Origin of the sequence: Streptomyces sp. NPDC090022, assembly GCF_044748145.1 — a bacterium.
Taxonomy (GTDB): Bacteria; Actinomycetota; Actinomycetes; order Streptomycetales; family Streptomycetaceae; genus Streptomyces.
Genome location: NZ_JBIVFN010000034.1, coordinates 62937 through 81635 on the forward strand (window position 1 = coordinate 62937; position 18699 = coordinate 81635).

The 18699-nt window shown below is 74.6% G+C and carries 16 protein-coding genes; 7 read left to right on the top strand and 9 right to left on the bottom strand.

Annotated elements, in window-relative coordinates; all coding sequences use genetic code 11:
• Nucleotides 1-83: 83 nt before the first annotated feature.
• The 6 genes from ACIPXB_RS34465 to ACIPXB_RS34490 all read right to left on the bottom strand — a co-directional run bounded on the left by ACIPXB_RS34465 (nt 84) and on the right by ACIPXB_RS34490 (nt 9164).
• Nucleotides 84-1556 carry a CitMHS family transporter gene (locus tag ACIPXB_RS34465; RefSeq protein WP_401456490.1) on the bottom strand — a complete coding sequence of 491 codons (1473 nt, stop codon included), beginning with the start codon at nt 1554-1556 and terminating at the stop codon, nt 84-86.
• A gap of 87 nt (nt 1557-1643) precedes the next feature.
• On the bottom strand, nt 1644-3914 hold the full coding sequence (locus ACIPXB_RS34470) for a molybdopterin oxidoreductase family protein (RefSeq protein ID WP_401456492.1): 2271 nt from the start codon (nt 3912-3914) through the stop codon (nt 1644-1646).
• Between the two features lie 223 nt (nt 3915-4137).
• A complete protein-coding gene (locus tag ACIPXB_RS34475; protein WP_401456494.1) occupies nt 4138-4776 on the bottom strand; it encodes a TetR/AcrR family transcriptional regulator in 639 nt (212 codons plus the stop codon).
• Between the two features lie 25 nt (nt 4777-4801).
• Nucleotides 4802-6112: a hypothetical protein gene (locus ACIPXB_RS34480; RefSeq protein WP_401456496.1), complete on the bottom strand. Its 1311-nt coding sequence runs from the start codon at nt 6110-6112 to the stop codon at nt 4802-4804.
• The gene (locus ACIPXB_RS34485; protein ID WP_401456522.1) at nt 6109-6987 is read right to left on the bottom strand and encodes a hypothetical protein; all 879 of its coding nucleotides are present in this window, start codon (nt 6985-6987) and stop codon (nt 6109-6111) included. The genes ACIPXB_RS34480 and ACIPXB_RS34485 overlap by 4 nt, the downstream gene beginning before the upstream one ends.
• Nucleotides 6987-9164 (bottom strand): right-handed parallel beta-helix repeat-containing protein, encoded by a 2178-nt coding sequence (locus ACIPXB_RS34490; RefSeq protein WP_401456498.1) that lies wholly within the window; start codon nt 9162-9164, stop codon nt 6987-6989. Before ACIPXB_RS34490 ends, ACIPXB_RS34485 begins: the two co-directional genes overlap by 1 nt.
• 159 nt (nt 9165-9323) lie before the next feature.
• Here ACIPXB_RS34490 and hmgA point away from each other — a divergent pair, with 159 nt between their 5' ends.
• The gene (gene hmgA / locus ACIPXB_RS34495) at nt 9324-10646 is read left to right on the top strand and encodes a homogentisate 1,2-dioxygenase (protein WP_401456500.1); all 1323 of its coding nucleotides are present in this window, start codon (nt 9324-9326) and stop codon (nt 10644-10646) included.
• Between the two features lie 52 nt (nt 10647-10698).
• Entirely contained in the window at nt 10699-11448 is a 750-nt protein-coding gene (locus tag ACIPXB_RS34500; protein WP_401456502.1) for a GntR family transcriptional regulator, read from the top strand.
• 42 nt (nt 11449-11490) lie between these two features.
• On the opposite strand, the gene ACIPXB_RS34505 is transcribed toward ACIPXB_RS34500, so the two are convergent.
• Nucleotides 11491-11655 carry a hypothetical protein gene (locus tag ACIPXB_RS34505; RefSeq protein WP_401456504.1) on the bottom strand — a complete coding sequence of 55 codons (165 nt, stop codon included), beginning with the start codon at nt 11653-11655 and terminating at the stop codon, nt 11491-11493.
• Between the two features lie 130 nt (nt 11656-11785).
• On the opposite strand from ACIPXB_RS34505, the gene ACIPXB_RS34510 reads away from it, so the two are divergent.
• Nucleotides 11786-12919 carry a type ISP restriction/modification enzyme gene (locus tag ACIPXB_RS34510; protein WP_401456523.1) on the top strand — a complete coding sequence of 378 codons (1134 nt, stop codon included), beginning with the start codon at nt 11786-11788 and terminating at the stop codon, nt 12917-12919.
• A 160-nt stretch (nt 12920-13079) separates the two neighbouring features.
• Here the strand turns inward: ACIPXB_RS34510 and ACIPXB_RS34515 are convergent, their stop codons facing one another.
• Nucleotides 13080-13799 carry a TetR/AcrR family transcriptional regulator gene (locus ACIPXB_RS34515; protein ID WP_401456506.1) on the bottom strand — a complete coding sequence of 240 codons (720 nt, stop codon included), beginning with the start codon at nt 13797-13799 and terminating at the stop codon, nt 13080-13082.
• A 72-nt stretch (nt 13800-13871) separates the two neighbouring features.
• Here ACIPXB_RS34515 and ACIPXB_RS34520 point away from each other — a divergent pair, with 72 nt between their 5' ends.
• The 3 genes from ACIPXB_RS34520 to ACIPXB_RS34530 are packed head-to-tail and all read left to right on the top strand — an operon-like array spanning nt 13872 to nt 16929.
• Nucleotides 13872-14849 carry an ATP-binding cassette domain-containing protein gene (locus tag ACIPXB_RS34520; protein ID WP_401456508.1) on the top strand — a complete coding sequence of 326 codons (978 nt, stop codon included), beginning with the start codon at nt 13872-13874 and terminating at the stop codon, nt 14847-14849.
• Nucleotides 14846-15667, top strand: coding sequence for an ABC transporter permease (locus ACIPXB_RS34525; protein WP_401456510.1), 822 nt, complete (start codon nt 14846-14848; stop codon nt 15665-15667). The genes ACIPXB_RS34520 and ACIPXB_RS34525 overlap by 4 nt, the downstream gene beginning before the upstream one ends.
• A 59-nt stretch (nt 15668-15726) precedes the next feature.
• Nucleotides 15727-16929 (top strand): CaiB/BaiF CoA transferase family protein, encoded by a 1203-nt coding sequence (locus ACIPXB_RS34530; RefSeq protein ID WP_401456512.1) that lies wholly within the window; start codon nt 15727-15729, stop codon nt 16927-16929.
• A gap of 41 nt (nt 16930-16970) precedes the next feature.
• On the opposite strand, the gene ACIPXB_RS34535 is transcribed toward ACIPXB_RS34530, so the two are convergent.
• Nucleotides 16971-17240 (bottom strand): hypothetical protein, encoded by a 270-nt coding sequence (locus ACIPXB_RS34535; protein ID WP_401456514.1) that lies wholly within the window; start codon nt 17238-17240, stop codon nt 16971-16973.
• Between the two features lie 282 nt (nt 17241-17522).
• On the opposite strand from ACIPXB_RS34535, the gene ACIPXB_RS34540 reads away from it, so the two are divergent.
• Nucleotides 17523-18557, top strand: coding sequence for a serine/threonine-protein kinase (locus ACIPXB_RS34540; RefSeq protein WP_401456516.1), 1035 nt, complete (start codon nt 17523-17525; stop codon nt 18555-18557).
• The last annotated feature ends 142 nt before the right edge of the window (nt 18558-18699 follow it).

An 18699-nucleotide genomic window follows, 5' to 3' on the forward strand; every position in this document is an offset into this window, starting at 1 on the left:
CCTCCCGAGCACGAACGCGTGGACCTCCGCCGACACCTTACAAACGAGCGTCGGTAGTTTTCGGTCCGCCGGCCCCGGACGCCTCAGATGATGCCGAAAAGCATCCCCGCGGCCAGGACCACGAGGGAGGTGAGCGCGGCCCACTTCACGGTGAAGCGGGTGTGGTCGCCGAACTCGACCTTCGCCATCCCGACGAGCACGTAGACGGCCGGGACGAGCGGGCTGGACATGTGCAGGGCCTGGCCGACCAGGGAGGCGCGGGCGATCTCCACCGGGGAGACGCCGTGGGCGGCGCCGGCCTCGGCGAGGACCGGCAGGACGCCGAAGTAGAAGCCGTCGTTGGACATGAAGTACGTGAGCGGCAGGCTGAGCAGGCCGGTGACCAGGGCCATGTGCGGGCCCATTCCCTCGGGTACGGCGGCCACCAGCCAGTCGGCCATGTGCTTGACCATGCCGGTGCCGGTGAGGACGCCGGTGAAGACGGCGGCGGCGAAGACCATGCCGGCGACGTTGAGGACGTTGTCGGCGTGGGCGGCGATGCGGGCCTTCTGGTCGGGCATGTGGGGGAAGTTGACGGTGAGGGCGAGGGCGGCTCCGAGCAGGAAGAGCACCGGGATGGGGAGCAGCTCGGTGATCATCGCGGTGAGCAGGGCGAGGGTGAGGCCCGCGTTGAACCAGTAGAGCTTGGGGCGCAGGGTCTCACGGTGGGGATCGAGGCCCTGGAAACCGTCCTCGGCGTCGGCGTCGGGGGCGGGGGCGGGGGCGGATCCGGTGCCCGGGGCGGACCCGGCGTCGGCGTCGGCGCCCGTCGTATCGGAGCCTCCGGTCGGGCGGGCGGGGGTACGGCCGCTGCCGGACGCGCCGCCGCCGGGAGCCGCCGCCACGGACACCGTCTCCGGCTCGGTCACGGCGTCCGTCTCCGTCGTACCGGGCAGCGCCAGCGTGCCGAGGCGGCGGCGCTCGCGGATGCCGAGAACGTACGAAAGGACGAAGACGCAGAGCAGGCCGACCGCGAGGGCCGGGATCATCGGCACGAAGATCTCGCCCGCGTCCAGCCCCAGCGCGGAGGCGGCGCGGGCGGTGGGGCCGCCCCAGGGCAGGGTGTTCATGACGCCGTTGGCGGTGGCGGCGACGCCCGTCATCACCACCAGGCTCAGGCCCAGGCGCTTGTAGAGCGGATACATGGCCGACACCGTGATCATGAAGGTGGTGGAGCCGTCGCCGTCGAGCGAGACGATCGCGGCGAGCACCGCGGTGCCGACCACGACGCGCATCGGGTCAGCCTTGCAGAACCGCAGGATGCCCCGGACGATCGGGTCGAACAGGCCGACGTCGATCATCACACCGAAGTAGACGATGGCGAACATGAGCATCGCGGCGGTCGGCGCGAGTTTGCCGACGCCGTCGATGACGTAGTCGCCCAGCTGCGCGCCCTGTCCGGCGACGACGCAGAAGAGCGCGGGAATGAGGACGAGCGCCGCGATGGGCGACATTTTCTTCATCATGATCAGGACCAGGAAGGTCCCGATCATGGCGAAGCCGAGGAAGGTCAGCATGCAGGGACGGTAGGTCCCGCATCTTTACGCCAACAAGACGTGGGCGCGTGAGCAATACGAGCAAAACCCCAGGTCAGGCGGGTGATCTTAGGGAAGGGGCCGGAGCTCCACGGGGAAGCCGTTGAGGACGGCGGTCCCGGAGAGCCGATCCAGGCGGCTGCCGTCGAGCAGCTGGTTGACGTTGTGACCGGGCCGGACGGCGGCCACCGAGAGCCGGGCTCCGGGCCGGTCGTGGCCCCAGCCGTGCGGCAGGGACACCACGCCCGTGCGGACGGCGTCGGTGACCTCGACGGGTACGTCGAGACTGCCGCCGTCGGCGGTGATCCGGGCCCGGCCGCCGTCGGCCAGGCCCAGCCGGCCGGCGTCCTCGGGATGGACCTGGAGGGTGCAGCGGTTGGAACCTCCGGTGAGGGCCGGGACGTTGTGCAGCCAGCTGTTGTTGGACCGCAGATGGCGGCGGCCCACGAGCACGAGGGGCGCGGGGCGGGCGCCGAGGGCCGCGCGCAGTCTCGGCAGCTCGGCCGCGATCGGCTCCGGCAGCAGCTCGATCCCGCCGCTGCGGGTGTTCAGCACGCCCGGGATCCGGGGGCGCAGGGGGCCCAGGTCGATGCCGTGCGGGTGGGCGCGCAGGCGCTCCAGGGTGAGTCCGTCGCCCGCCTCGTCCGGCAGCTCCGCCGGGCGGGGACCGAGGCCGAACCGGTCGCCGTACGGGCCGAGCCGGAGCATCAGGTCCAGGCGCCGTTCGGGGCCGCCGGCCCCGGTGAGCAGGCCGGCGAGGCGGTCGGGGTCCTCGCCGTGCAGCGGGGAGGCGGGGTCGGCCGCGGCCCGCGTGAGGGTGGTGGTGACGGCGAGTTCGTCGACGGCGCCGGCGGGCGTGCCGTGCATGCCGGACGCGGCCAGGATCAGGCGCGCGTGGATCTCGCACTCGTCCATGCGGCCGGGCTGGAGGGGCACGGCGGCGGGGGTGAAGCGGGCCTGGTTGCGGACGGCGAAGCCGTTGAAGGCGAAGTCGAAGTGGGCGCTCTGCGCGGGCGGCGGCGGGGGCAGGACGACGTGGGCGTGGCGGGAGGTCTCGTTCAGGTACGGGTCGACGGAGACCATGAAGTCCAGCCCGGCCAGGGCCGCGTCGAGGCGGTCGCCGTCGGGCGCGGACAGGACGGGGTTGGCGGCGATGGCGATCACCGCACGGATCCGGCCGTCGCCGGGGGTGTCGATCTCCTCGGCGAGGGCGGCGAGGGGGAGTTCGCTCTTGGCCTCGGGGTGGCCGGAGACGCGGCTGGTCCAGCGGCCGAGCGAGAAGCCCTTGCCGGGGCGGGCCGGGCGGGGCGCGGCGGCGGTGGCGGAGAGCGGGAAGAGGACGCCGCCGGGGCGGTCGAGGTTGCCGGTGAGGAGGTTGAGTACGTCGACCAGCCAGCTGGCCAGGGTGCCGTGCTCGACGGTGCAGCTGCCGATCCGGCCGTAGACGGCGGCGGTGGGGGCGGCGGCCAGGGCCCGGGCGAGGCCGCGGATCTCGTCGGCGGCCAGGTCGCAGGCGGGGGCGACGGCCTCGGGGGTGAAGGCGGCGAGGGCGTCGGCAAGGGTGTCGGCGAGTCCGGGCAGGCCTTCGGTGTGCCGTTCCAGGTGCGGGCCGGGGTCGGCGAGCTTCTCGGCGAGGAGGGTGTGCGCGAGGGCGGCCAGCAGCAGGGCGTCGCTGCCGGGGCGGGGCGCGAGGTGGCGGTCGGCGAGGGCGGCGGTGCGGGTGCGGCGCGGGTCGACGACGACGAGCGTGCCGCCGCGGGCGCGCAGGGCCTTGAGGCGGCCGGGGAAGTCGGGGGCGGTGCACAGGGAGCCGTTGGAGTCGAGCGGGTTGGCGCCCAGGAGCAGCAGGAAGTCGGTGCGGTCGAGGTCGGGGACGGGGATGGCGAAGGGGTCTCCGAAGAGCAGTCCGCTGGAGACGTGCTTGGGCATCTGGTCGAGGGTGCTGGCGGTGAAGAGGTTGCGGGTGCCGAGGGCTTTGAGGAGCAGCGGCGGGTAGAGGGCGCCGGCCATGGTGTGGACGTTGGGGTTGCCGAGGACGACGCCGACGCTGTCGGGCCCGTGGTCGCGGACCAGGGCGGGCAGGGTGGCGGCGATCGCGTCGAAGGCCTCCTGCCAGGTGGCTTCGACGAGCCGGCCGGCGCGGCGTACGAGCGGGGTGCGCAGCCGGTCGGGGTCGGCGTCGACGGCGCCGAACGCGGCGCCCTTGGGGCAGATGAAGCCGCGGCTGAAGACGTCCTCGCGGTCGCCGCGGGCGCCGGTGACGGTGGCGCCGTCGAGGGTGAGGGTGAGGCCGCAGGTGGCTTCGCAGAGGGGGCAGATGCGCAGGGCGGTGCGGGGCATGGGCCCTCCAGGGGCGGCAGGCGTCGGCACGGGGGCGCGGGTGGGCGCCGGGGCGCGGGCGGACCGAGCATACCGAACGGTATGGAGGGTGACGAGGGGTGCGCCGGCCCCGGCCCGGCGGGCCGGTGGCGCCGGGAGGGCCGGGCGTACCAGGAGCGTCCGGCGGACCGCGAGGCTCCGCCGGCCCCGGTCCGCACCGCCCTCACCTTCGTCGCGGACCGCGTCAGTCGAGGACGCGGGCGAGGTAGGCGTGCATCATCGCGCGGGTCTCGGCGACGATGTCGGGATCGCCGGAGGGGTGGGCGCGGAAGGCCAGTTGGACCAGGGCGTCGGTGGCCTCGACGGCGACCAGGACGGCGCGCCGCAGTTCGGGCGCGGGGTCGAGCCGGAGGTGGCCGCAGAACAGTTCGGTGAGGCGGGCGGCGACCAGGTCGTTGGGGGCGTCGGAGGCCCGGTGCGGGTCGCCGTCGGCGCCGGGCGGGGGCGCGGGGACGCCGAAGTCGACGAGGGCGAAGCCGGGGACGGAGCGCTTCATGGCGAGGTACTCGTCGAGCACGGCGTCCACGACCGGCCGCCAGTGGGTGCCCGGCAGGCTCGCGAGCCGGTGCGCGATGCCCTCGGCGTAGCGGTCGAGGTTGCGGTGGGCGAGGGCGTCGGCCATGGCGCGCTTGTTGCCGAAGAAGCGGTACACGGAGCCGATGGGCACACCGGCGCGCTGGGCGACGGCGCGGGTGCTGAGGTTCTCGTACCCGGTCTCGTCGAGGAGTTCGGCGCAGGCGTCGAGGATCCGGGCGAGGCGGTCGGCGCTGCGCTGCTGGATCGGGGTGCGGCGGAGGGGGTGGGCGGGAGGCACGGGGTCCATCATGCCGCTCCTGGGCCGGGGCGGGTCAGTTCAGCAGGAGGCCGATCCCGCCGAGGGTGTACGTGATCATCAGCACGAGCAGTGGCAGTTGGCCGGCCACGGCCCGGGCGGGCGGGAAGAGGCGTACGGAGCGGTCGTGGGCGGCGACGACACCGAGGACGTGGCCGGTGACGACGGCGGCGACCTGGAGGGCGGCGAGGCCCCCGGGGGCCAGGGGTGGAGCGGCCGGGGAGGCGTTGTCCGTGCCGAGTGCCATGCTTACCGTGCATGGTCCTTCGGTCACAAGGAGGGAGAAATAGTGGGCGACGAGATAGCCGAGGGCGATCGGCACGAGTGAGTGCGCGAAGGCGGTGAGGGGACGGGGGTGGGGTCCGCTGACGAGGCGGGTGGCGAGGGTGCACAGGCAGTAGAGGGCGGCGACGAGGCCGATGGTGGCGAGCAGTCCGAGCGTGGCCGTGGGAGTGCGGCCGAGGGGGGAGGTCTGGACGGTGTTGATCCAGGAGGGGTTGTCGGACAGGCCGTCGTAGGCGGTGGAGCCGAGCAGGACGCAGACGGTGGCGACGAGTCCGGGCCGCTCGGGCGTCGCGTCGAGTCCGTGGAAGGGGTTGCGCAGGACCAGGCGCCCGTCGGTGCGGCGGCCGAGGGGGGAGAGCCGGGCGAGGAGGCCGGCGTACGCCTCGAAGGCGTCGCCGTCGGCGAACCAGCGCTCGCCGAAGCGGGCCGCGAGGGCGAGCTGGAGGGTGGCATAGGCGGCGAGGGCGATCAGGAGGGGGGTGGTGGACGCGGGTTCGGGTGAGACGAGTTCGAGCCAGGTGAAGGCCAGGAGCCCGGCGGCCGCGGGCCACAGGCCGAGCCGTGGCGGCAGGGGACGGTCGGGCCGGCGGCGGGTGGCCCGGCAGATCAGGCGGTGCAGGGTGCGCAGCGGGTTGAGCAGGCGCCAGACGGGACCGAGGAGGAGGGAGGCGGGCACGAGTCCGACCCAGAACAGCACGTAGACGGCGCCGGGCGCGGGGTTGCGGTCGGGGTCGTCGGGACCGAGGAGGAGGTGGGCGGCGACGAACAGCGCGGCGGCGAGGCCGAGGACGCGCAGGGTGGTGCGGGTGGCCGGCGCGTCGGCCATCCGCTGGAGGGCGGCGGGCAGCGGCAGGCCGGAGCGGTCGCCGCGGAAGCGGGAGGTGGACCAGAGCAGGGCGAGCGCGAGGAACGAGACGAAGAGGGCGGTGAAGGCTCCGGCGAAGGCGTAGAAGGGAGAGATGGGCAGGTCGTGGGTGGATCCCACGCCGTGGGCCAGGACGGCGGCCGGGGCGGCGTGGGGGTCGGCGCCGGAGCCGGTCACCGGACGATGAGCTGGGTCAGCAGGAGGCCCGACGCATGCGTCTCCACCTCGAAGAGGCCGGTGCGGTCGGCGGTGAGGACGAGCGTGGCCTCCTGGCCCGGAGGGAGGGCGAGTTCCTTGTCGTAGCCGTGGACGTGCAGCGTGTCGGCGCGGTCGCTGGTGACGCGCAGGGCCACCCGTTCGCCGCGCTTGACCTCGGTACGGCCGGGCGCGGGGGCGACCTTGCCGTCGCGGACGGTGACGGTGATCGTGCGGTCGGCCTCCTCACCGCCGCCGGGCCGTGGAGCCGGGGGCGTGGCGGTCGGGGCGGAGGCGGGCGGGGCGGAGGCGGGTGGGGCGCCGTGGTCGTGGCCCTGGCCGGAGGCGCCCGGCTGGGCGGCGGTGAGCGGGGCCGTGGCCTCGACGGCCTTGCCGCCGACGGCCCAGGCGGTGTGGTCGTCGGCGTAGAGGCGGACGGTCAGGGTGTGCGTCCCCTGGGGCACCTGCGCGGCCGGCAGGTGATACCAGGGGCCGTACAGCCGGGCCAGTTTGCGGCCGTCCAGCTCCAGGTGGGCGTGGCCGGCGCCCGGGAGGGCCGCCCCGCCGGTGCTGTCGGGTGTGAACCGGTAGTTCTGGACCGTCAGTTGCAGGTTCCAGCCGTCCTCGCTGTCGGGGCGGACGGCCAGCCGCACCTGTGGTGCGCCGTCGGCCGGGACCTCGCGGAAGCGGTGGCCCGTCGCGTCCGTGGTGTCCAGCAGCCTGCCCACGCTGCCCGAGGCCTGCTCGTGGCTGGTGCCCGGCTTGTGGTGGGTGGTGGCCCGCCCGCCGCAGCCGGTCAGTCCGGCTGCGGCGAGCAGGAGTGCGAGGGCGAGTACCGCTGCCCGGCGCCCGCCGATCACGCCGCGGCTCCCGGGGTGGGGTGGGTGCCGCCCGGGGCGGGAGCCGCCGGGTGGTCCGCGACCGCGCTCAGGGCCGGGACCGGGGCGGGCGGTACGGGGGTACGGTCGCCCGCCGGGCCGGCGCCGCCCGGGCCGCCGGGACGGGCGGGGGCCGGGCCGGGGCGGGCCGAGGCGATCACGGCCCAGAGCACCCACAGGACGGCGAGCAGGGAGCGGATCCAGGCGGGGCCGACCGGGATCCACGGGATCATCAGCACCGCCTTGTCGAAGGTGTCGAGGAGGGTGAGGGCACCCAGCAGCAGGGTGACGCGGGCGAGCCAGGGGCGGTCGGGCCGCAGCGCGAGGCCGGCACCGGTCCACCACAGGCCCAGGAGCAGCAGGGCCAGGGCAGGAACGGGGGTGGCGGTCAGGGCCATGGTGGAGCCGGCCACGTCCAGGGCCAGGCCCGCGAGGCCCGCGAGCGTGGCGGCCGTACCCAGCCGGGAGCCGTGCAGCCGGCGCCACCACAGCACCCCGCCGACCAGCAGGAGGACGGCCGCGACGGCGGCGGCGACCTGGGTCTCCACGCGTTCCAGGCCCCGCGCGCCGTACCAGTCGCAGCCGGCCGGCAGCCGGCGCGCCTGCACGTTGTAGTCGGCACAGACCATCAGCTGGACCAGCTTGACCGGTTCGCCGACCAGGCGGGCCGAGGCGCCGGAGACGTCGCCGCGCGCGGCGCCGCACCGCGGCAGGGTGCCGGGGGTGGAGCCGTCGGGTCCGGACTGCCAGCAGTTGCCCCGGCCCTGGCCGTCCCACCAGACGTCCATGCCGTTGGGCCGGGAGGCGCCGGACTTGTCCTTGCCGAGGATGTTGCCGGCGTAGCGGTTGTGGTGGGAGGTGTCCGTCTGCTTGGACCACTCCTCCTCGCCGCGGATGAAGGCGGGGACGGCCGAGAGGAAGAAGCCGGCGCGTTCGTGGCCGTAGACCCAGTTCTTCTCGTAGATGTTCCAGTTGCCGCCCGCGGTGATGATGCCCGTGCCCGGGGGCATGGAGATCTGCGGGCAGACCACGCCCTGCTCGTAGCCGCGCTCGATGGGCGGCTTGGCGCAGGTGCCGTCGGCGACGTGGCGGTAGTAGTCCTGGTTGTTGTCGTGGATGAGGTTGCGCTCGAACTTGGCGTGGTTCTGCGGGAGTCCGGGGTGGCCGGGGAAGGCGCTGTCCATCGAGGCGCCGCCCATGTTGTGGTCGAACTCGTTGTCGTGGACCCAGACGGAGTCCCCGGCCGTGCCCGAGTAGCCGACCATGTTGTGGTGGCTGCGGCAGCCGGTGATCTCGATCGAGTAGCGGGGGACGTCGTAGCCGCGGCCGTTGTTGATGTCGGAGGCGCTGCCCGGGTAGATGCCGGAGTCGCCGTTGCCGTAGGACTCGCAGTTCTTGTACAGGCCGTGGTCGCTGGCGAAGGTCAGGAAGCCGTACTCGTCGTTCCAGCGGGTCAGCACGTCGTCGATGACGAACCCGTCGCCCGCCAGCACGTACAGCGAGTTGAAGGTGGTGCGCTGGGCGGTGAAGTTGCGGAAGTAGATGCCGTTGGACTTGTCGGCGCGGATGCCGTTGAGCTTCTGGTACTTGGCGTCGATCACCACGTCCAGGCGGCTCGCGCCGGTGCCCTCGATCTGCAGGTTCGTCTTGCCGAGGATGGCCACCAGGTTCTGGTTGTGGCGGCAGCGCTCCTGCTGCTCGTACGACAGGATCTGGTAGCCCAGGGCCGAGTCGGGGGCCTTCAGCGCGGCGCACTCCCCCGTCGGCGCGGGCAGCGAGGGCTCCTCCTCGTAGAGACCGGGCAGGATCGCGATGGTCATACCGGGCCGGTCGACCCGGTCGACGGCTTCCTGGATGTGCCGGAAGCCGCTCTGCTCGCAGCGCGCGAAGAGGGCGAGGTTGCGCGCCTTGAGCTCTTCGGGGAAGGCCGCGATGCGCTGCTCGAAGGCGGCCCGGTCGGTCTTGCACACGATGAGGTCGGGCTCGCCCGTGCGGTACTGCGGCACGGATCCGGAGCCGTCCGGGAAGGCGACGGGGCGTTCCTCGTGCGCCTGCGCGGCCGGGGCGGCGGCGAGCAGGGCCAGGAACGACACCAGGGCGAGGAGGGCGGCGAGGAGCGCCGCCGGCACGGCAGGGAACCTGCGGGTCCACGACATGCGCGAGAGAGTAGAGCATTGTTCATCTTTTGGGATCCCCCCGCGCACGGCCTTTTCCGTACGGCGCCTTTCCGCCACCCGTTCCCGTCCGCCGTTGACGCGGCGGGCCCGGAATCCTACTGTCGACCATAGGATTCCTTCGACGGAGCGGGAGCAGGCATGAGCGAGCAGGCCGAGCGGGCCAGGAAGACGGCGGAGGGGCTGGTGTACCTCACGGGCTTCGGCAACGAACACAGCTCGGAGGCCGTCCCGGGCGCCCTCCCCATCGCCCGCAACTCGCCGCAGATCGCCCCCCTCGGCCTCTACGCCGAGCAGCTCAGCGGCAGTGCGTTCACCGAGCCGCGCGCCCACAACCGCCGGTCGTGGCTCTACCGGATCCGCCCCTCGGCCGCGCACCCGCCGTTCACCCGGATCGACAACGGAGCACTGCGCTCCGCACCCTTCACCGAGAGCGTCGCGGACCCCAACCGGCTGCGCTGGAACCCGCTGCCCGACCCCGCGCCCGGCACCGACTTCGTGGCCGGCCTGTGGACCCTGGGCGGCAACGGCGACGTGTCCCAGCGCAGCGGCATGGCCATCCACCTCTACGCCGCCAACGCCTCGATGACCGACCGGGTCTTCAGCGACTCCGACGGCGAGCTGCTGATCGTCCCCGAGCGCGGCGGGCTGCTGCTGCGCACCGAGTTCGGCCTGCTGCGCGCCGAGCCGGGCCATGTCGCCCTCGTCCCGCGCGGCGTGCGCTTCCGCGTCGAGCTGCTGGACGCCGACGCCCGCGGGTACGTCTGCGAGAACTACGGCCGGCCGTTCGAGCTGCCGGACCTCGGCCCGATCGGCGCCAACGGGCTCGCCGCCGCCCGGGACTTCCAGGCCCCGGTCGCGGCGTACGAGGACGTCGAGACCCCCGTCGAGGTGATCAACAAGTTCTGCGGCAACCTCTGGGCCGCCACCTACGACCACTCCCCCCTCGATGTCGTCGCCTGGCACGGCACGCACGTGCCGTACGTCTACGACCTGCGCCGTTTCAACGTGCTGGGCACCATCAGCTACGACCACCCGGACCCGTCGATCTTCACGGTGCTGACCTCGCCCTCGGACACCCCGGGCCTGGCGGGCGTGGACTTCGTCGTCTTCGCCCCGCGCTGGCTGGTCGGCGAGGACACCTTCCGGCCGCCGTACTTCCACCGCAACGTGATGAGCGAGTACATGGGCCTGATCGAGGGCGCCTACGACGCCAAGGCCGAAGGGTTCGTCCCCGGCGGCGGCTCGCTGCACAACATGATGTCCGCGCACGGCCCGGACCGGGAGACCTTCGACCGGGCCAGCGCCGCCGAGCTGAAGCCGCAGAAGATCGACGACGGGCTGGCGTTCATGTTCGAGACCCGCTGGCCGATCACCGCCACCGCCCAGGCGGCCGGCGCCGAGCACCTCCAGCGCGGCTACGACGACGTGTGGCAGGGCCTCCAGCGGCATTTCCGCGCCTGAGGCGCCGCCTTAGGATTCCTGCACGTCGCCCCGCCCGTACGGAGAACCGCCCGTGACCGCCTTCGCCCCCGACTCGCTGGTGCTGAACCGGAAGCTGCCCCTCTGGTATCAGGTGTCGCAGTCGCTGCGCGCCTCGATACTGGGGCGCACCCCGGACGCCTCGCTGCGCCTGCCCACCGAGGAGCAGCTCGCCGAGCACTACGGGGTGAGCGTGCTGACCATGCGCCAGGCCCTCAAGGAGCTGGAGCAGGAGGGCCTGATCAGCCGGCACCGGCGGCGCGGGACCTTCATCGAGCCGGGCGCCCAGCGCGGGGCGCCGGTCCGGCTGCTGGGCTCGGTCGACGCGATCGTGGCCCAGCAGTCGGGGGAACGCACGACGGTGCTGGGCCAGGAGCGCACCGCGGTGCCCGGGGAGCTGCTGGAGCACTTCCCGGACACCGCGGAGGTGGTCACCTACCGCCGGCTGCGCCGCGACGGGGAGAGCGGGGAGCCCACCAACTGGGCGGAGAACGCGGTACGGCCGGAGCTCGCGGAGGCCGTGGACGTGGCCGATCTGGAGCGCTGGCCGATGACCAAGGTGCTGCGGGACGTCGTGGGGGTGCGGATCAGCCGGATCACGGACACCGTGGAGGCGCGGCTGGCCGACCCCCTCACCGCCGAGCTGCTCCAGGTCCCGCTGCTCAGCCCGATCCTGCACTACACGGGGGTGACCTACGACGAGGACGGCCGGGTCGTGGACGTCGCCCGGATCCGGTACCGCGGCGACCGGTTCTCCTTCACGGTCACCGTCGACGCCCACTGAACGCCGGGCCACCCGGCCACCTGCCGCGGCGCGGACGGGAGGTCACTTCTCGTCGTCCTCCGCACGGCGCTCGCCCTCGGCCTGGGACGGCGTGGTCCGCATCGTCTGCGGGTGGTGCCGCTCCGCGCGCTCCTTCTCGTCCATGTCCTCGTCGAGCCGCTCGCCCTCGGCCTGGGACGGGGTCGAGTATTCGTCGTACTGGCTCATGACCGTCTCCTCGTCGGGAGATATCCGTACATAAGGAGCGTAACGCTTCGGCCTGGACCGGGCCCGGGCTCCGGGCGGCGTCGCTACCATCGGCCGGGTGAGCGACGACGTACCGCTGCTGGACGATCTGATGCCCTGGTCGGTGCCGGGGCTGCGGCTCGGGCGGGCCTGGGTGGCCGCGCCCGACCCGGCGACCCTGCGGGCCCGCTGGACCGCCCTGGCCGGGGCCGAAGCCGCCGAGCGGGAGCGGCTGTTCCGCCCGAGCCGGGCCCGGACGCCCGACGCGGGCGCGGCCGCGCTGCCGGGGCAGCGGACGGCCACCGACCGGTTCTCCCGGGCGCCCGGACCGTGCCCGGAGCCGGTACGGGTGCTGCGCGACCCCTTCGACGAGCAGTGGCTGCTGCCCGACCAGCGGCTGATCGACGCGGCCCGGCCGGAGCTGTGGCGGGTCCAGGACGAGCACCAGCTGTTCGCCGTGGAGGCGGGACCGGAACTGCTGGTCAGCGCCCATCTGCCGGCAGTCGGCCCCGGGCCCGGCCGGAGCGTCCGGGTCCGGCCGCTGCACCGGCGCCCGGGCGGGACCGAGCCGAACCTGGCGCCGGGGCTGCTGGCGTACCTCGGTGAGCGGTACGGCACCTGGGTGACCCCGGAGGACGTCCTGTCGTGGATCCTCGCGGCCGGCCGGCCCGGCCCCCGCGGCCACGAAGTCCCGCTGCCCGCCGGGCCCGAGGGCTGGCGGGCGGGCCTGGAGCTCGGCCACCGGCTGCTGACCGTCCAGCTGCGCGGTGCCCGGGGCGGGGAGCCGCCGCGGCTGCCGGGCGGGCGGCGGCCGTACGTGCGCCAGGCGGTCCCGGCCCGGCCGGCGGCCCTGTCGTACGACCCGGAGACCGAGACCCTGCACCTGGACGACGGGGCGGTCTCCCCCGTCCCGGCCGCGGCCTGGGCGTACGAGACGGGCGGCGTCCGGGTGCTGGAGCGGTGGTTCGCCGCCCGGACCGCGCACCGCGGGCTCGACGGCCTGGAGGCCCTCGGTCCGGCCGAGTGGCCGCAGGCCTGGACCTCCGAACTGCTGGCGCTGCTGACCACGCTGGCCCTGCTGGCCGACCTCGCCCCGGCGCGCAGCGCCCTGGAACCCGGCCCGCCGCTGCCGGCGGCCGAGCTGCGGGCGGCCGGCGTACTGCCCCCGCCGCGCTGGTCCCGCCGGCCCGCCTCGGTCCTGGACCACCACGAGGAGGGCCCGGGCGGCCAGTTCGCCCTGCTCTGACCACCCACGCCCGGTCCACCCCGCAGGGGCCGGGCGCCATGGCACGCCCGGAACCGCCACCGGCCCGCCGGGACCGGGCGGAGCCACGGCCACTCCGCCGGCCACCCCGGCCCCGGCCCCGCCCTGCGCGCCCGCGCCAGCGGGCCCCCCGCGCGCGGGGTCAGCGGCCGGACCAGCCCGCCAGGAGGCGCAGCAGCGTGCGGTCGAAGACCTCGTCCATGTCGGGGGCGGCGGTGCCGGCCTCCCCGAGGGCCCCGGCCAGCAGGGGGTACGCGCCGGTCGCGAGCCGGCCGCCGAGGTAGTCGGCGCGGACCCGCTGCTCCTCCTCCTCGCTCCACGGCAGCGCGCGGGCCCGCTCCGCCAGCGCCAGCTCGCCGCCCACGTACGTCGCCACCGTCCCGTTGACGGCGGCGACCAGCTCCAGCTTGTCCGCGGCCGCGATGTCCAGCGGCGCCAGGCAGGTCAGGCAGTGCTCCAGGTAGCGCAGGACGTTCGGGCCGAAGCCGTAGGCGGGGGTGAGCAGCCGCGGCAGCCACGGGTGGCGGTGCATCAGGGCCCGGCCCTGGCGGGCCACGCCCAGCAGGTCGGCGCGCCAGTCACCGGTCGGCGCGGCCAGGTCGTACTCGCCGCCGACCGCGTCGACCATCAGCTCGTACAGGTCCTCCTTGCGCGGCACGTAGTTGTACAGCGACATCGTGCCCGCGCCGATCCCGGCCGCCACCCGTCGCATCGAGACCGCCTCGATCCCCTCCGCGTCGGCGATCCGCACCGCCTCCGCCACGATCGAGTCGCGGCTGTGCGCCGGCCGCGGGCCACGGCCCGCGCGCTGCGGCCTGGTCCAGATCACCTCGGGGCCGGTGGGGCGCCCGCTCGCTGCCATGCCTCGTCCTCTCTCGCGTCGCTCCCCCATCCTAGTTACGTACACCGTACGTAGTGAGGTAGGGTCACCACCATGACGACAACTACGTACGCCGTACTTAGTGAGGATCTGACGAAGGACTTCGGGACGGTCCACGCCCTGCGCGGCCTCGACCTCGCCGTCCCCGAGGGCTCCGTCTGCGGCCTGCTGGGGCCCAACGGAGCCGGCAAGACCACCGCGGTCCGGATCCTCGCGACCCTCACCCGCCCGACCGGGGGACGCGCCGTGGTCGCGGGGCACGACGTGGTGCGCGATCCCGTGGCGGTGCGCCGCGCGATCGGCGTCACCGGCCAGTACGCCTCCGTGGACGGGGATCTGACGGGCCGGGAGAACCTGCGGCTCTTCGCCCGGCTGACCGGGCTGCGCGGGCGGGCCGGCCGGGCCCGCGCCGACGAACTCCTGGGGAGATGCGGGCTGGAGGAGGCCGCCGACCGCACCGCCGGCACCTACTCCGGCGGCATGCGGCGCCGCCTCGACCTGGCGGCCGGCCTCCTCACCCGCCCCCGGGTGCTGTTCCTCGACGAGCCGACGACCGGCCTGGACCCGGCCTCCCGCGAGCACATCTGGACCGAGGTACGGGCGCTGGCCGACGCGGGCACCACGGTGCTCCTGACCACCCAGTACCTGGAGGAGGCCGACCGGCTCGCCGACGACATCGTGCTCATCGACGGCGGCCGGGCCGCCACCACCGGGACCCCGGCCGCGCTCAAGGCCCGGATCGGCGCCCGCGCCGAGGTCACCGTCGGGGCGCCCGAGGCGCTCGCCGGGGCCGCCGTCGTCCTGGACCAGCTCACCGGCGGCCGCCCCGTCCTCGACGAGGAACGGCTCACGGCCGGCGTCACGGTGCTGGACCCCGCCGTGACCCTGCCGCGGATCATCCGCCGGCTCGACGCCGCCGGGGTTGCGGTGACGGACGCGAGCCTGCGCCCGCCCACCCTCGAAGAGGTCTTCCTCCGCCTGACCTCGACCGCGGCGACCACGACCCCACCGACCCAGGAGCACGCCGCATGAGCAACAGCACCGCGACCCGCACCGCGACCCGCACCACCGCCCTGTCCGACGGGGCCGCCGTCCTGACCCGGCAGTTGCAGAAGGCCCGGCACGCCCCGGCGCTGCTGCTGCTCACCCAGACGATGCCGATCACGATGCTGCTGTTCTTCGGTTACGTCTTCGGCAGCGCGATGGCCATGCCCGGCGACGAGTACCGCGCGTTCCTGGTGCCGGGCCTGCTCGCCGCGACCGCCGCCGGCGGGCTGATGACCGGTGTGTTCACCGCCGCGCAGGACGCCCACCGCGGGGTGACCGACCGGTTCCGGTCACTGCCGATGAGCCGGGCCGCCGTACCGCTGGGCCAGACGGCCGCCGACCTGGTCACCACGGCCGTCGGCACGGTCCCGCTGATGCTGGTGGGCCTGGCCATGGGCTGGCGCGTGGAGAACGGACTGCCGGGCGCGCTCGGGGCGTTCGGCGTCCTGCTGCTGTTCCGCTTCGCCATGGCCTGGGTGGGCACGTACCTCGGTCTGGTCAGCGCGAGCGAGGAGGCGGCCGGACAGCTCGGCAGCGCCACCTTCGTGCTGCCGCTGCTGTCCAGCGCCTACCTGCCGACCGACGGGCTGCCGGCGTGGCTGCGCACGGTCGCCGAGTGGAACCCGATCAGCGCGGTCGCCTCGGCGGTGCGCGAGCTGTGCGGCGGCCCGGGCGCGCAGGCGGCGGCCGGCGCCGCCTGGCCGGCCGCGCACCCGGTGGCCGGGGCCGTGCTCTGGTCGCTGGCGCTGCTGGTGGTGTTCGTACCGCTGACCGCCCGCGGGTTCGCACGCGGCCGGGACTGACACCGCCGTCCCCGGAAGGGGGTGACAGGAGCGGTCCGCACCCGGTAGGCATCGGGGTCATGGAACAGCTCGCCGCACCCCTCCCGTTGGACGGGATCACCGTCGTCGCCGTCGAACAGGCCGTCTCGGCCCCCTTCGCCACCCGCCAGCTCGCCGACCTCGGCGCGCGGGTGATCAAGGTCGAGCGCCCCGACGGCGGCGACTTCGCGCGCGGCTACGACACCGCCGCCCAAAGCCTGGCCTCGCACTTCGTGTGGACGAACCGGGGCAAGGAGTCGATCGCCCTGGACCTGAAGGACCCGCGCGGCCGGGAGGTCCTGCACGGGCTGCTGGCGGACGCGGACGTGTTCGTACAGAACCTCGCCCAGGGCGCCGCCGCCCGCCTCGGCCTGGACGCGGCGACCCTGTGCGGGCGCTACGAGCGGCTGGTCGCCGTGGACATCTCCGGCTACGGCGCGCAGGGCCCGTACGCCCACAAGCGGGCGTACGACATGCTGGTGCAGTGCGAGGCGGGGCTCGTCTCGGTGACGGGCACGCCCGGACGGCCCGTCAAGGCCGGGATCCCGGCGGCCGACATCGCGGCCGCCATGTACGCGTTCTCCGGCGTCCTCGCCGCCCTGCTGCGGCGCGGTACGACCGGCCGCGGCGGCCCGGTCGAGATCGCGATGCTGGACGCGCTCGCCGAGTGGATGGGGCATCCGCTGCACCACACGATGCACGGCGGGGAGCAGCCCGTGCGCACGGGCCTGGCACACGCGGTGATCGCGCCCTACGACGCGTACGGGACGGCGGACGGGGACCGGGTGCTGCTGTCGGTGCAGAACGACCGGGAGTGGCGGCGGCTGGCACGGCAGGTGTTGGAGCGGCCCGAGCTGGCGGAGGACCCGGCGTTCGCGACGAACGCGGCGCGCACCGCGAACCGGGAGAGGACCGACGCGGCGGTCGCCGACGCGCTGGGCCGGCTCGGCGCGGACGAGGCGCTCGCGCGCCTGGAGGCGGCCGGCATCGCCTGCGCGCGGCTGAACTCGGTGGCGCAGCTGGCCGATCACCCCCAGCTGGCGGCGCGGGACCGCTGGCGGGAGGTGGGATCGCCGGCCGGGCCGCTGCGGGCCCTGTTGCCGCCGATCGTGCTGCCGGGCGGCGCGGCACCGCGCATGGGCGCGGTACCCGCGCTGGGCGAACACACCGATGTCCTGCTGCGCGCCCTGGGGATGACGGACGCGCAGATCTCGGCACTGCGCCGGGACGGTGTGGTCGCCTGAGGGAGCCGGGGTCGAGGGACGGGTCTGGTGCGGTACGCCCCCTAGTGCCGGCGGCTGCCGAAGAGCGTGCGACGCAGCCGGCGCAGCGGTGCGAAGAGCGAGACGCGCGCGCTCCGGCTCCGCTGGACGTGCGTGTGGTCGCGGGACGTGAGCTCGCGCATCAGCAGGGTCGCCTCGGCCGCCTCCCGGTGCGGGACGGCGGGGCCGCCCAGCACGGCGAGGTGGCGGTCGAGGCGCGAGCTGGTCGCGCTGCTGCCGCACGTGATGGCAGGCACGCGGGGCGGCCTGCTGCGCATTGCTATCTGTTCCATGTCTCTCCCCACCCAAACGAGGGCACCCGGCCCGGGCAGGGTAACCCTATCGCCCCCGCGTCGCTGCCGGGTATCCCGGTCGTGTGAATTACCCCTATCCGTACGGGGAGTTGACGATTACTCAACGGAGTCGACGGTTACTCTCCGCACAAAACCCGTGCTCCCGGGGGCTGTCGTGGCGCGCCCGTCACCGAGCGGACCGGCTCCGTCACGACGGGGGGCAAAATGCCGGACTGCCGCTAACTTGGGGTGATCGACCTGTGACCCGGGCGGGGGGCGCGCGTGAGCGAGGATCCGGAACGTGTGGTGGCGGGCCGGTACCGGCTGCTGGACGAGGTGGGCCGGGGCGGCTCGAGCATCGTGTGGCGGGCCCGGGACGAGGTGCTGGGCCGCGAGGTGGCGGTCAAGGAGGTGCGCGCCCCGGACGGACCGGACCCGTCGCGGGTACGGCGCATGTACGCGCGCCGGGAGCGCGAGGCGTGGGCGGCGGCGCGGATCGCGCACGACGCCGTGGTGGCCGTGCATGACGTGGTGAGCGAGGACGGCCGGCCGTGGATCGTGATGGAGCTCGTGCGCGGGCTCTCGCTCGCGGACGTACTGGCCGCCGACGGTCCGGTGAGCCCGCGCGAGGCCGCGGGCATCGGCGTCCAGGTCCTGGCGGCGCTGAGCGCGGCGCAGGGCGCCGGGGTGCCGCACCGGGGCGTCGGGCCGGGCACGGTGCTGATCGGTAACGACGGCCGGGTGCACGTGAGCGGCTTCGGCTCCGGCCAGCCGGATTCCCTGGCACCGGACGACGCGACGCCGGACGACGTGACACCGGACGACGTGACACCGGACGACGAGGGGCCGGATCTGCGGGCGCTGGGGGTGCTGTTGTATACGGCGGTGGAAGGGATCCCGCCCGTCCCGCCGGACGCCCCGCGGCCGCGCCGGGCCGGGGCGCTGGCGCCCGTACTGGAGGGACTGTTGCGCGAGGATCCGGCCGCGCGGATGACGGCGGCGCGGGCGGCGGAGCTGCTGCGGGTGGTCGCCGCGGGCGGGTCGCCGCCGGGTGCGGGCGGGCCCGCGGCGGACCGGACGGCCGCGGACCGGACGGCCGCGGACCGGACGGCGCCGGAACGCGACGGGGCGAAGAGCCCGGCCGCGGGCGGCAGTCGCGGCCCGGCTCCGCAACCGACGCCGGAACAGGAGCCGGACCGAGAGCCAGCGCCCGGGTCGGGGTCGCGGCGGGCGGGGGCGGTGCTGACGATCGGTGTCCTCGCCCTGGTGGCACTGCTGACGGCCCTGGCCGTCCTGGGGTGGCGCCTGCTGGATTGACTCCTCCCCTCCCTGAAGGGAGGGGATTCCTAGCTCACTTCGCCTGACACCTAGCAGGTGGCAGGGCTTACAAGATCAGCACCAGCCGGGTTGAGACCAGCCCGGACGTGGGGGCACCTCCCAGCGGTAGCTGGGGGACATC

Excerpts from the sequence above, each read along its gene's own strand:
- ACIPXB_RS34505 (WP_401456504.1), bottom strand. The coding sequence starts at position 11,655 with ATGAGCCAGTACGACGAATACTCGACCCCGTCCCAGGCCGAGGGCGAG.
- ACIPXB_RS34470 (WP_401456492.1), bottom strand. The coding sequence starts at position 3,914 with ATGCCCCGCACCGCCCTGCGCATCTGCCCCCTCTGCGAAGCCACCTGC.
- ACIPXB_RS34465 (WP_401456490.1), bottom strand. The coding sequence starts at position 1,556 with ATGCTGACCTTCCTCGGCTTCGCCATGATCGGGACCTTCCTGGTCCTG.
- ACIPXB_RS34530 (WP_401456512.1), top strand. The coding sequence starts at position 15,727 with ATGGAACAGCTCGCCGCACCCCTCCCGTTGGACGGGATCACCGTCGTC.
- ACIPXB_RS34535 (WP_401456514.1), bottom strand. The coding sequence starts at position 17,240 with ATGGAACAGATAGCAATGCGCAGCAGGCCGCCCCGCGTGCCTGCCATC.
- ACIPXB_RS34515 (WP_401456506.1), bottom strand. The coding sequence starts at position 13,799 with ATGGCAGCGAGCGGGCGCCCCACCGGCCCCGAGGTGATCTGGACCAGG.
- hmgA (WP_401456500.1), top strand. The coding sequence starts at position 9,324 with ATGAGCGAGCAGGCCGAGCGGGCCAGGAAGACGGCGGAGGGGCTGGTG.
- ACIPXB_RS34520 (WP_401456508.1), top strand. The coding sequence starts at position 13,872 with ATGACGACAACTACGTACGCCGTACTTAGTGAGGATCTGACGAAGGAC.
- ACIPXB_RS34475 (WP_401456494.1), bottom strand. The coding sequence starts at position 4,776 with ATGGACCCCGTGCCTCCCGCCCACCCCCTCCGCCGCACCCCGATCCAG.
- ACIPXB_RS34490 (WP_401456498.1), bottom strand. The coding sequence starts at position 9,164 with ATGTCGTGGACCCGCAGGTTCCCTGCCGTGCCGGCGGCGCTCCTCGCC.
- ACIPXB_RS34525 (WP_401456510.1), top strand. The coding sequence starts at position 14,846 with ATGAGCAACAGCACCGCGACCCGCACCGCGACCCGCACCACCGCCCTG.
- ACIPXB_RS34510 (WP_401456523.1), top strand. The coding sequence starts at position 11,786 with ATGCCCTGGTCGGTGCCGGGGCTGCGGCTCGGGCGGGCCTGGGTGGCC.